Annotated in this window: 11 protein-coding genes; 8 read left to right on the top strand and 3 right to left on the bottom strand. The window is 68.9% G+C overall.

Annotated features, from left to right (window positions below; genetic code table 11):
- The coding region (locus AB0F81_RS47580) for a hypothetical protein (RefSeq protein WP_360210409.1) at positions 1-402 on the bottom strand (402 nt) is incomplete at its 3' end.
- Positions 403-495: 93 nt separating this feature from the next.
- On the opposite strand from AB0F81_RS47580, the gene AB0F81_RS47575 reads away from it, so the two are divergent.
- From AB0F81_RS47575 to glgB, 5 genes are all read left to right on the top strand, one after another.
- Positions 496-1,278 carry a fused MFS/spermidine synthase gene (locus AB0F81_RS47575; RefSeq protein WP_360210407.1) on the top strand — a complete coding sequence of 261 codons (783 nt, stop codon included), beginning with the start codon at positions 496-498 and terminating at the stop codon, positions 1,276-1,278.
- A gap of 137 nt (positions 1,279-1,415) precedes the next feature.
- Positions 1,416-3,380: an alpha-1,4-glucan--maltose-1-phosphate maltosyltransferase gene (locus AB0F81_RS47570; RefSeq protein ID WP_360210405.1), complete on the top strand. Its 1,965-nt coding sequence runs from the start codon at positions 1,416-1,418 to the stop codon at positions 3,378-3,380.
- An 11-nt stretch (positions 3,381-3,391) separates the two neighbouring features.
- A complete protein-coding gene (gene treS / locus AB0F81_RS47565; RefSeq protein ID WP_360210403.1) occupies positions 3,392-5,161 on the top strand; it encodes a maltose alpha-D-glucosyltransferase in 1,770 nt (589 codons plus the stop codon).
- Positions 5,158-6,498, top strand: coding sequence for a maltokinase (locus tag AB0F81_RS47560; RefSeq protein ID WP_360210401.1), 1,341 nt, complete (start codon positions 5,158-5,160; stop codon positions 6,496-6,498). Before treS ends, AB0F81_RS47560 begins: the two co-directional genes overlap by 4 nt.
- Positions 6,495-8,645 carry a 1,4-alpha-glucan branching protein GlgB gene (glgB, locus tag AB0F81_RS47555; RefSeq protein WP_360210399.1) on the top strand — a complete coding sequence of 717 codons (2,151 nt, stop codon included), beginning with the start codon at positions 6,495-6,497 and terminating at the stop codon, positions 8,643-8,645. The genes AB0F81_RS47560 and glgB overlap by 4 nt, the downstream gene beginning before the upstream one ends.
- Positions 8,646-8,666: 21 nt before the next feature.
- Here glgB and AB0F81_RS47550 read toward each other — a convergent pair whose 3' ends face one another.
- On the bottom strand, positions 8,667-9,197 hold the full coding sequence (locus tag AB0F81_RS47550; protein WP_360210411.1) for a GNAT family protein: 531 nt from the start codon (positions 9,195-9,197) through the stop codon (positions 8,667-8,669).
- Positions 9,198-9,278: 81 nt separating this feature from the next.
- Here AB0F81_RS47550 and AB0F81_RS47545 point away from each other — a divergent pair, with 81 nt between their 5' ends.
- Together AB0F81_RS47545 and AB0F81_RS47540 are read left to right on the top strand one after the other, a co-directional pair.
- Positions 9,279-9,527 (top strand): hypothetical protein, encoded by a 249-nt coding sequence (locus AB0F81_RS47545; RefSeq protein WP_360210397.1) that lies wholly within the window; start codon positions 9,279-9,281, stop codon positions 9,525-9,527.
- The gene (locus AB0F81_RS47540; RefSeq protein WP_360210395.1) at positions 9,521-9,838 is read left to right on the top strand and encodes a type II toxin-antitoxin system PemK/MazF family toxin; all 318 of its coding nucleotides are present in this window, start codon (positions 9,521-9,523) and stop codon (positions 9,836-9,838) included. Before AB0F81_RS47545 ends, AB0F81_RS47540 begins: the two co-directional genes overlap by 7 nt.
- An 18-nt stretch (positions 9,839-9,856) precedes the next feature.
- Here the strand turns inward: AB0F81_RS47540 and AB0F81_RS47535 are convergent, their stop codons facing one another.
- Positions 9,857-10,576, bottom strand: coding sequence for a protein phosphatase 2C domain-containing protein (locus AB0F81_RS47535; protein ID WP_360210393.1), 720 nt, complete (start codon positions 10,574-10,576; stop codon positions 9,857-9,859).
- A 167-nt stretch (positions 10,577-10,743) separates the two neighbouring features.
- Here AB0F81_RS47535 and AB0F81_RS47530 point away from each other — a divergent pair, with 167 nt between their 5' ends.
- Positions 10,744-10,977 (top strand): hypothetical protein, encoded by a 234-nt coding sequence (locus tag AB0F81_RS47530; RefSeq protein ID WP_360210391.1) that lies wholly within the window; start codon positions 10,744-10,746, stop codon positions 10,975-10,977.
- Positions 10,978-11,051 lie beyond the last annotated feature (74 nt).

The following is an 11,051-nucleotide window of genomic DNA, read 5'->3' as shown; positions in this document are numbered from 1 at the left end:
CGGGCGCGGGCGCGGGTCCGGGATCGGCATCGGGACCGCGGCGATGACCGCGTCGACGCCGCGGCGGGCGAGCATCGGGTCGGCGAGCAGGCAGGCGGCCCAGCTGACGACGACCTCGTCGACCCAGGTGCGCCAGCCCTCGCCGTCGGCGAACTCGTCCTCGGGCTCGCTGCCGGCCTTCCAGTCGAGCAGCGCGGAACCGCCCGGCCCGGCGATCGCGACCAGCGCGGCGTCGACCTCGGTCGGGTAGCGCAGCCAGGCGGCGACCGTGACGGCCTGCCGGGCCTGCAGTTCGGCGAGGGTGTGCGCGACCGTGTTGGAGTCACCGCCGGGGTAGGCGCGCGCCAGCCAGTGGGTGCTGGCAGCGATCACCGGCGACAGAGCGGTAGACGGTCCGGCCACGTGGATGACTCCTCCCTCAGGCGCTAGCCGGGTCCGGCTGGCGTCAGGGGTATAGCTCGGGAGCGCGGGCGCCGTCTTGAGTAAGGTCACTCGATGGCAACGCACGGCAACCAACGCACTCCCCTGGTGGCCGCGGTCGCCTCCGGGATCGCCGAGCTGCGCCCCGACCCGGCCCGCCCGCGGGGCTGGACACTGCTCGTCGACGGTGTGCCGCAGTCGTATGTCGATCTCGGCGACCCCGAGCACCTGGTCTTCTCCTATGTCCGGCAGATCGCCCGCTCCCTGCGCGCCTGGAGCGCTTCCCGCGTACCGGAAAGGATCTTGCATCTGGGTGGGGGCGCGCTGACCGTGCCGCGCCTGGCGGCCCGGTGGTGGCCGGGCGTCGCGCAGAAGGTGGTGGAGCACGACCCGCAGCTGGTCGCGCTGGTGCTGCGGGAACTTCCGCCGGCGGAGCCGGTGGAGATCGCGGTGGGCGACGCGCGCGCGTCGCTGGAGACCGAGCAACCGCAGGGGTACGACGTGATCGTGGCCGACGTGTTCTCCGGCGCCGCGATGCCCGGTTCCGTGGCGTCAATGGGTTTCGCGCAGGCGGCGAGGCGGGCGTTACGTCCCGACGGGCTGCTGGTGATGAATCTGACGGATGTGCCGCCGCTGGCGTCGACCCGGATTCAGGCGGCGACGGCCCGGTCGGCCTTCCCGGACGTGGCTCTGCTGGGCGAGAGCGGGGTGTTGCGGGGCCGGCGGGCGGGCAACGTGGTGCTGCTCGCCGGGTCGGTTCCGGCGTTGCGCCCGCTACGGGATGAACGGCTGTTGCGTGGAGGTGAACTTGTTGTGTTTTCCGGCGGCGCGCGGCCGCGTCTGGATGGGTTCGCCTGAGTCCACTCCGGTAGGTTGAAGGCGCATCGGCGGTCGGCCGGGTTTCATCTTTTCCACTCCGGGGAGTCATAAGACGACGGCGGTGGGTTTTGCCGGTCGCCGGGTCCTCCTGAGCCCCTCTGACTACGGTGGAGATCATGACCGGTCGCTTCCCCATCGAAGACGTGACGCCGGCTGTGTCCGGTGGCCGCTACCCCGCGAAGGCGGTGGTCGGCGAGCTAGTTCCGGTTTCGGCGGTGTCCTATCGCGAAGGTCACCACGCGCTCGGCGTGAACGTGGTATGGCGCGGACCGAACGGCGAGAACAAGCCGTTCACCAGAATGACGCCGGGTGAGCCCGGCCTGGACCAGTGGCACGCCACGATCCGTCCCGACGAGGTCGGCCGGTGGACCTTCACGGTGGAGGCGTTCGACGATCCGTATCGGACGTGGCGCGACGCCGTGGTGAAGAAGATCGGCGCCGGGCAGGGCGCCGAGGACCTGGCGAACGATCTGGCCGAGGGCGCCGAGGTGCTCGACCTGGCCACCAAGATCGTGCCGCACGGCGAGGAGGACCGGGTCCGCGAGGCGGCCGCCGCCCTGCGCGACGAGCAGCGTTCGCTGTTCGCCCGGGTCACCCCGGCGCTGGACCTGGAGGAGCTGCTCTGGCACAACCCGGTCCGGAACCTGGTGACCACGACTCGCTCGTTCGCGATCTGGGTGGATCGCAAGCGGGCCCTCTACTCGGCGTGGTACGAGTTCTTCCCGCGCTCCGAGGGCGCCGAGATCGGGCCGGACGCGACCCCGATCAAGCACGGCACCTTCCGGACCGCGGCGCATCGCCTGCCCGCGATCGCGGAGATGGGTTTCAACATCGTCTATCTGCCGCCGATCCACCCGATCGGCAGGATCAACCGGAAGGGCCGGAACAACACCCTGGTGGCCCGGCCGGAGGACGTCGGCTCGCCGTGGGCGATCGGCTCCGACGAGGGCGGCCACGACGCGATCCACCCGGAGCTCGGCACGCTGGAGGACTTCATCGCCTTCCGGGAGCGGGCCGAGGAGCTGGGCATGGAGGTGGCGCTCGACCTGGCGCTGCAGGCCGCGCCGGACCACCCGTGGGTCAAGCAGTACCCGCAGTTCTTCACCACCCGGGCCGACGGCAGCATCGCCTACGCCGAGAACCCGCCCAAGAAGTACCAGGACATCTATCCGATCAACTGGGACAACGACTACAAGACGCTGCGCGACGAGGTCTACCGCGTGGTCATGCACTGGGTGAACGCGGGGGTGAAGGTCTTCCGCGTCGACAACCCGCACACCAAGGCGGTCAACTTCTGGCAGTGGCTGATCGCCAAGGTGAAGGAGACCGACCCGGACGTGCTGTTCCTGGCCGAGGCGTTCACCCGGCCGGCGATGATGAACGGACTCGGCAAGATCGGCTTCACCCAGTCGTACACGTACTTCACCTGGCGCACCTCCGCGCCCGAGATGCGCGAGTACATGGAGCAGCTGCTCACCTCGGTCGACTGGATGCGGCCGAACTTCTGGCCGAACACCCCCGACATCCTGCACGAGTCGCTGCAGCACGGCGGGCCGCCGATGTTCAAGATCCGCGCGGTGCTGGCGTCGATGCTCACCCCGTCCTGGGGCATGTACTCCGGATACGAGCTGTTCGAGCACGTCGCCCGCCCCGGCGCGGAGGAGTACATCGACAACGAGAAGTTCGAGCTGAAACCGCGGGACTGGGCCGCCGCCGAGCGGACCGGCCGATCGCTCGCGCCCTACCTGACCCGGCTGAACCGGATCCGCGACGAGAACCCGGCCCTGCACTGGCTGCGCAACCTGCGCTTCCACGAGATCGACAACGGCGCCCTGCTCTGCTTCTCCAAGCGGGATCCCGACACCGGCAACACCGTTCTGGTGATCTGCTCGTTCGACTCCAGCAGCGTGCAGTGGGGCAACACCACTCTCGACATGCCGGCGCTCGGACTCGACTGGCACGACCGCTTCACCGTGGTCGACCAGATCACCGGGGCGACGTACGAGTGGGGGCAGTTCAACGCGGTCCGGATCGACCCGTACGTCGAGCCGGCGCACATCTTCGTGGTACAGGCGGGGTAGGGAGACAGTCGATGGAGCTGAGTCAGCACGATCCGGCGGAGCATGATCCGGCACAGGGCAGCCACACCGAGGACGGTGTGGTCGAGCACCCCACCTCCGAGGATTTCGGGCACGCCAGGGCTCTGCCCGCGGACCGTACCTGGTTCCAGCGGGCGGTCTTCTACGAGGTGCTGGTCCGGGCGTTCTACGACTCCGGTTCGGACGGCGGCGGCGACCTGCGCGGCCTGATCGAACGACTCGACTACCTGCAATGGCTCGGCGTCGACTGTCTCTGGCTGCCGCCGTTCTACGACTCGCCGCTGCGCGACGGCGGCTACGACATCCGCGACTTCTACAAGGTGCTGCCGGAGTTCGGCACGGTCGACGACTTCGTGGCCCTGCTCGACGCGGCGCACAAGCGCGGCATCCGGGTCATCACCGACCTGGTCATGAACCACACGTCCGACTCGCACCCGTGGTTCCAGGCGTCGCGGCACGACCCGGACGGGCCGTACGGCGACTTCTACGTCTGGAACGACACCAGCGAGAAGTACAAGGACGCGCGGATCATCTTCGTCGACACCGAGGAGTCGAACTGGACGTTCGACCCGGTGCGCCGGCAGTTCTACTGGCACCGGTTCTTCTCGCACCAGCCGGACCTCAACTACGAGAACCCGGCCGTGCAGGAGGCGATGCTCGACGTCCTGCGGTTCTGGCTGGACCTGGGCATCGACGGGTTCCGGCTGGACGCGGTGCCCTACCTGTTCGAGCAGGAGGGCACCAACTGCGAGAACCTGCCCGCCACGCACGCGTTCCTGAAGCACTGCCGCAAGGTGATCGACGACGAGTTCCCCGGCCGGGTGCTGCTGGCCGAGGCGAACCAGTGGCCGGCCGACGTGGTGGAGTACTTCGGCGACCCGCGCTCCGGCGGCGACGAGTGCCACATGGCGTTCCACTTCCCGCTGATGCCGCGCATCTTCATGGCGGTCCGGCGGGAGTCGCGGTTCCCGATCTCGGAGATCCTGGCGCAGACCCCGGCCATCCCGGACAACTGCCAGTGGGGCATCTTCCTGCGTAACCACGACGAGCTGACGCTCGAGATGGTCACCGACGAAGAGCGCGACTACATGTACTCCGAGTACGCCAAGGACCCACGGATGAAGGCGAACGTCGGCATCCGCCGGCGGCTCGCCCCGCTGCTGGAGAACGACCGCAACCAGATCGAGCTGTTCACCGCGCTGCTGCTCTCGTTGCCGGGGTCACCGGTGCTCTACTACGGCGACGAGATCGGCATGGGCGACAACATCTGGCTCGGTGACCGCGACGGTGTGCGCACACCGATGCAGTGGACGCCGGACCGCAACGCCGGGTTCTCCACGGCCACTCCCGGCCGGCTCTACCTGCCGGTCAACCAGGACCCGGTGTACGGGTACCAGGCGGTCAACGTGGAGGCCCAGCGGGACAGTTCGACCTCACTGCTGAACTGGACGCGCACCATGCTCGCGGTCCGCCGGCGGCACGAGGCCTTCGCCGTCGGCACGTTCCGGGAGCTCGGCGGTTCGAACCCGTCGGTGCTGGCCTATCTGCGGGAGATCGGCGACGACGTGGTGCTCTGCGTCAACAACCTGTCGCGGTTCCCGCAACCGATCGAGCTCAACCTGCAGCACTGGAACGGGTACACCCCGGTGGAGCTGACCGGGCACGTCAACTTCCCGAGGATCGGCCAGTTGCCGTACCTTTTGACCCTTCCGGGACATGGCTTCTACTGGTTCCAGTTGTGCGGGTCGGAGGAGAAGCAATGACGCTGCCTTTCGCCGAGTGGTTACCGAAACAACGCTGGTACGCGGGACGCAGCCGGGTGCTCGCGTCCGTCAAGGAGGCGTCGGCGACCCAGCTCGGCGACGACCTGGAGCTGGTGCTGGTCGACGTCGAGTACACCGACGGCAGCTCCGAGCGCTACCAGATCCTGGTCGGCTGGGGCGCCGGGCCGGTCGCCGAGTACAGCGCGGTCGCCACGATCGGCACCACCGAGGACGGCCGGGTGGGCTTCGACGCGCTCTACTCCCCCGAGGCCGCCCGTCACCTGCTGTCGCTGGTCGACCGCTCGGAGACGATCGCGGACATCACCTTCGAGAAGGAGCCGGAGACCGTCCTGCCGCTGGAGGCCTGGCCGCGGGTGTTCGACGCGGAACAGAGCAACACCAGCGTGATCTTCAACGAGGACGCGATCCTCAAGCTGTTCCGGCGGGTCACCTGCGGCATCAACCCGGACATCGAGCTGAACCAGGTGCTCGGCCGGGCCGGCAACCCGCACGTGGCCCGGCTGCTCGGCTCGTTCCAGACGGCCGACGGCTCCGGCCCGTGCTCGCTCGGCATGGTCACCGAGTACGCGGTGAACTCCGCCGAGGGCTGGGCCATGGCGACCGCCTCGGCGCGGGACCTCTTCGCCGACGCGGAACTGCACGCCGACCAGGTGGGCGGTGACTTCCAGGGCGAGTCGTTCCGGCTCGGCGAGGCGGTCGCGTCGGTCCACCTGACCCTGGCCCAGGAGCTGGGCACCGGGCCGGCGCCGTTCCCGCTGGACGCGGTGCTCGCCCGGTTGCGCACCGCCGCGAACGCGGTGCCCGAGCTGCAGCAGTACGTCCCGGCGATCACCGACCGGTTCACCGCGCTCACCGGTGAGCAGGTCGTGGTCCAGCGGGTGCACGGCGACCTGCACCTCGGGCAGGTGCTGCGTACCCCCGAGGCGTGGCTGCTGATCGACTTCGAGGGCGAGCCGGGCCAGCCGCTCGACGAGCGCCGGCTGCCCGACTCGCCGCTGCGGGACGTGGCCGGCGTGCTGCGCTCCTACGAGTACGCGGCGTACCAGCTGCTGGTTGACCAGGACGAGGACGAACATCTGGCCGCCCGCGCCCGCGAGTGGGTGGACCGCAATCGGACCGCCTTCTGCGACGGCTACGCGCACGCGGCCGGCACCGACCCCCGCGAACGTGGTGCCCTGCTGGCGGCCTACGAACTCGACAAGGCCGTTTACGAGGCCGCTTACGAGGCCCGGCACCGGCCCGGGTGGCTACGGATCCCGATGCGGTCCATCGCCCGGCTGATCGATGAGACCCCCGGAGGAAACACACCGTCATGATCGGGCAAGACACCTCTCGTCTGGCCGCGGAGAAGCGGGCCATGAACAGCGTGATCGCCGGGGACACCCACGATCCGCACGCCATCCTGGGCGCGCACCCGCACGGCGGGCACACCGTGATCCGCACACTGCGCAAGGGCGCCAAGGCCGTGGCCGTGCTGCACGACGACCAGCGTTACGAGATGACCCAGGTCCACGAGGACGGGATCTTCGCGGCCGAGCTGCCCGGCACGGTCGTCGACTACCGCCTCGACGTGGACGGGACGCAGTGCGACGACCCGTACCGTCATCTGCCCACCCTGGGCGAGCTGGACCTGCACCTGATCGGTGAGGGCCGGCACGAGAAGCTGTGGAAGGTGCTCGGCGCGCAGCCGCGCGGCACCGGCGTCGGCTTCGCGGTGTGGGCGCCCGGCGCCCGCGGCGTCCAGGTGATCGGCGACTTCTCCGGCTGGGGCCCGTTCGACGGCTGGCCGATGCGCTCGCTCGGCTCCAGCGGTGTCTGGGAGCTCTACGTGCCGGCCGCCCACCTGGGCAGCAAGTACAAGTTCAAGATCCTCGGCCGGGACGGGGTGTGGCGCGAGCACGCCGACCCGCTCGCCCAGCACACCGAGGTGCCGCCGGCCACCGCGTCGGTGGTCTACCAGTCCTCCTACCAGTGGCGCGACGAGGACTGGATGCGCGAACGCGCCCGCAAGTCGTGGCACCAGGAGCCGATGAGCTGTTACGAGGTGCACCTCGGCTCGTGGCGGCCCGGCCTGAGCTACACCGAGCTGGCCGACCAGCTGGTCGAGTACGTGCTGGAGACCGGTTTCACCCACGTCGAGCTGATGCCGGTGATGGAGCACCCGTTCGGCGGCTCCTGGGGTTACCAGGTCACCGGCTACTTCGCCCCGACCTCCCGGTTCGGCACGCCCGACGAGTTCCGCCACCTGGTCGACAAGCTGCACCAGGCCGGCATCGGCGTGATCCTGGACTGGGTGCCGGCGCACTTCCCGAAGGACGAGTGGGCGCTGGCCCGCTTCGACGGCACCCCGCTCTACGAGCACGGCGACTGGCGGCGCGGCGAGCACCCGGACTGGGGCACCTACGTCTTCGACTTCGGCCGCAAGGAGGTCCGCAACTTCCTGGTCGCCAACGCCCTCTACTGGTGCGAGGAGTTCCACGCCGACGGCCTGCGCGTCGACGCGGTCGCCTCGATGCTCTACCTGGACTACTCCCGCAAGGACGGCGAGTGGACCCCCAACCAGTACGGCGGCCGGGAGAACCTGGACGCGATCAGCTTCCTGCAGGAGATGAACGCGACCGTCTACAAGCACCACCCCGGCGTGGTGACGATCGCCGAGGAGTCCACCGCCTGGCCCGGCGTCACCCGCCCCACCCACCTGGGCGGGCTCGGCTTCGGCTTCAAGTGGAACATGGGCTGGATGAACGACACCTTGAACTACATGGTCAAGGAGCCGATCCACCGCCAGTGGCACCACCACCAGATGACCTTCGCGACCGTCTACGCCTGGAGCGAGAACTACATCCTGCCGATCAGCCACGACGAGGTGGTCCACGGCAAGGGCTCGCTGACCGGCAAGATGCCCGGCGACCTGTGGCAGAAGCTGGCCAACACCCGGGCCATGCTCGGCTTCATGTGGGCCTTCACCGGCAAGCAGCTGCTCTTCATGGGCGCCGAGATGGGCGACGAGTTCGAGTGGAACGAGGGCGGCGGCCTGCACTGGCACCTGCTCGACGACCCGCAGCACGCCGGCGTCAAGCGGCTGGTCGGTGACCTGAACCGGGTCTACAAGGACACGCCGGCGATCTGGACGCAGGACACCAACCCGTCCGGCTTCCGCTGGATCACCAGCGAGGACTCCCAGCACAACACCTTCTCGTTCGTCCGCTTCGCGCCGAACGGCGACACCCTGGCGTGCATCGTCAACTTCGCCGCGGTCCCGCACGAGGGTTACCGCATCGGCCTGCCCCGCCCCGGCCGCTGGGCCGAGGTGATCAACACGGACAGCGAGAACTACGGCGGCTCGGGCGTCGGCAACCTCGGCGCGGTCGAGGCGGAGCACCTGCCCTGGCACGGCTTCGACGCCTCGGTGTCCCTGCGGGTGCCCCCGCTCGGCGCCGTCTGGCTCAAGCACGAGGGCTGAGCATCGAGGTCGGGGACGGGCTCAGGCCCGTCCCCACTCGGTGGCGAGCAGGCCGTAGATCAGGTCGTCGGTCCACTCGCCCTTGATGAAGGTCTGCTGCCGCAGCAGCCCCTCCCGCTGGAACCCCAGCCGCTCCATCAGGGCCGCCGACGGCTTGTTCCGGGCGTCGCACTCCCCGGTCACCTTGTGCAGCCCCTGCCGGCCGAACAAGCGGTCCAGCACGGCGCTCACGGCCTCAGTCGCAAAACCCTGCCCCTGGTACGCCGCAGCGAGCGTGAACCCGATCTCGGCCTGTCTGAGGTTGTCGTGCAGCCGCACGTAGACGTCGCCGATCAGTTCCCCCGCTGAGGCGAGTTCGATCGCGTACTGGAAGTGGCCGGCCCGATCCGGCGAACCCGCCGCGAAGTTGCGGACCGCCACCTGCGCCCGTTCCAGCGGAAAGGGCGCCTCCCACGACTGGTAACGCGCCACCTCCGGATCCGACCGGTAGGCCGCCAGGGCGGGCGCGTCGGACGCCCGGAAACGCCGCAGGATCAGCCGCTCGGTCGCCATCAGCACGCGCCGAGAATATGTCACACCCCGGACGCAGAATGCCGGGCATGAGTGCTCCGTGCCCAGCGGTAGGATGAAAGTATGACCGTGAAGCTCAGCATCAGCGTTCCGGACGATGTCGCCGACTACCTACAGAGCCGCGGCAACGCCTCCGCCGCCGTAACCGAGGCGGTTCGCCGTGTGCTGCCAGAGGCTCGGCGTGCGCGACAGCGGGCGGCCGCGCAGGAGTATGCGGACTTTCTCCACAAGCGCTCACCGGAAGAAGCCGAAGCGGACCGGCTCCTTGTCGAGAGCAGCAACGACATCGCCCTGCGCGGCGCCGAATGGTGAAGCGCGGCCAGGTTTGGACCCTGCTGCGCGGCGGATCCCAGCACCGGGTGCTGGTGATCAGCAACGACGAATACAACATGGTCGAGGAGCTGGCCATCTGGGGCCTCACCGTCGTCCGGGAAGCGCCCCATCCCAACCACCTCGCCATCCCGCTCACCCAGGGCGACCCGCTGAGCGGCGCCTGGGTCCGCGTCCACGGCGTGGTTCAGATCCTCGACCGGACCTCGCTGCGCGACAACCACGGATTCGTCTCGCACACGACGATGAGCGCCGTGGAGGAGGCCATCCGCGAATTCCTGGAGCTGCCGTGAACCGCGGGGACGCCCCGATCAGGCCTCGACGACGTCGGCGACGATCACGGTGACGTTGTCGGGGGCGCCGTTGTCCAGGGTTCGCTGCACCAGCTCGGCGGCGCACGTCTTGCGGTCCTCGACCTCGGCCAGGGTCTGCGCGATCACCGCGTCCTCGACATAATCGGACAGGCCGTCACTGCAGAGCAGATAGCGGTCGCCGACCCGGGCCGGGATCATCCGGCCGGCCGGGCGGAACGGGCCGCCCTGCACGGCCTGGGTCACCAGGGCCCGCTGCGGGTGCCGCCGGGCGTCGTCGGGGGTCAGCACGCCCTGGTCGACCAGCGCCTGGACATAGGTGTCGTCCCGGGTGAGCTGGGTGAACTCACCGTCGCGCAGCAGATAGCAGCGGGAGTCGCCGACGTTGAGCGCGGCCAGCCGGTCGCCGGAGAGCAGCAGCGCGGTCACCGTCGTACCCATGCCGTCGCGGGCGTCGTCGTCGGCGACGGCCGCCTCGATCCGCTGGTTGGCGGTCTGCAGCGCGCTGATCAGATCCTGCAGCGGCTCGCCGGTGTCCGGCGTCGTGTCGACCACGCTGAGCGTCTGCACCAGGATGTCGCTCGCCAGCTCCCCGGCCGGGAGCCCGCCCATGCCGTCCGCCACCACGAACAGTCGATTTCCGACGAAGACCGCGTCTTCGTTGTTGGACCGGACCAGGCCCTGATCAGTGGCGGCGACCGCCCGGACAGCAAGCGTCATGTGACAAGAGTGCCAAAGGCCCAATCGGTTGTCTCTAGTACCTCCTACGTAGTGTTGGGTGGTGATGGCGGTGACGATGGTGGGTCGCGCTCTACCTGCGGAAACATGGCCCATGGTCATGCCTCGTCCGAGGCCGGTCCGGTGGTGACCACCCAACTGGAGCAATCTTGCGCCACCGGATCGACCGCACACTGAGTTCGTACAACCAACGCCTTTGGGTGATGTACCGGTCGGATCTACGCATCCGCAACCTATCCGCCCGTTCGATCGAGAACTACTACGAAGCACTTCTGAAGGCGGACCGGTACTTCCAGACTGACCTGACCACGCTCAGCAAGCTGGACCTGAAGACATACGTGGCCGAGCTGCTGGACACGTTGTCTGGGCCTGCCCCGTTTTGACGGACATCCAAGATCAGGGGACCTGGGGTCTCCGGGAGGATGTCCAGCATCATGGAGAGTGTGGGAAAGAAGCG

Source organism: Actinoplanes sp. NPDC024001 (assembly GCF_040638955.1).
GTDB lineage: Bacteria > Actinomycetota > Actinomycetes > Mycobacteriales > Micromonosporaceae > Actinoplanes.
The sequence above is the reverse complement of the archived record's forward strand: the minus strand, read 5'-3'. Positions and strand labels throughout refer to the sequence as shown.

Excerpts from the sequence above, each read along its gene's own strand:
- AB0F81_RS47560 (WP_360210401.1), top strand. The coding sequence starts at position 5,158 with ATGACGCTGCCTTTCGCCGAGTGGTTACCGAAACAACGCTGGTACGCG.
- AB0F81_RS47545 (WP_360210397.1), top strand. The coding sequence starts at position 9,279 with ATGACCGTGAAGCTCAGCATCAGCGTTCCGGACGATGTCGCCGACTAC.
- AB0F81_RS47570 (WP_360210405.1), top strand. The coding sequence starts at position 1,416 with ATGACCGGTCGCTTCCCCATCGAAGACGTGACGCCGGCTGTGTCCGGT.
- AB0F81_RS47540 (WP_360210395.1), top strand. The coding sequence starts at position 9,521 with ATGGTGAAGCGCGGCCAGGTTTGGACCCTGCTGCGCGGCGGATCCCAG.
- AB0F81_RS47575 (WP_360210407.1), top strand. The coding sequence starts at position 496 with ATGGCAACGCACGGCAACCAACGCACTCCCCTGGTGGCCGCGGTCGCC.
- AB0F81_RS47535 (WP_360210393.1), bottom strand. The coding sequence starts at position 10,576 with ATGACGCTTGCTGTCCGGGCGGTCGCCGCCACTGATCAGGGCCTGGTC.
- glgB (WP_360210399.1), top strand. The coding sequence starts at position 6,495 with ATGATCGGGCAAGACACCTCTCGTCTGGCCGCGGAGAAGCGGGCCATG.
- treS (WP_360210403.1), top strand. The coding sequence starts at position 3,392 with ATGGAGCTGAGTCAGCACGATCCGGCGGAGCATGATCCGGCACAGGGC.
- AB0F81_RS47550 (WP_360210411.1), bottom strand. The coding sequence starts at position 9,197 with ATGGCGACCGAGCGGCTGATCCTGCGGCGTTTCCGGGCGTCCGACGCG.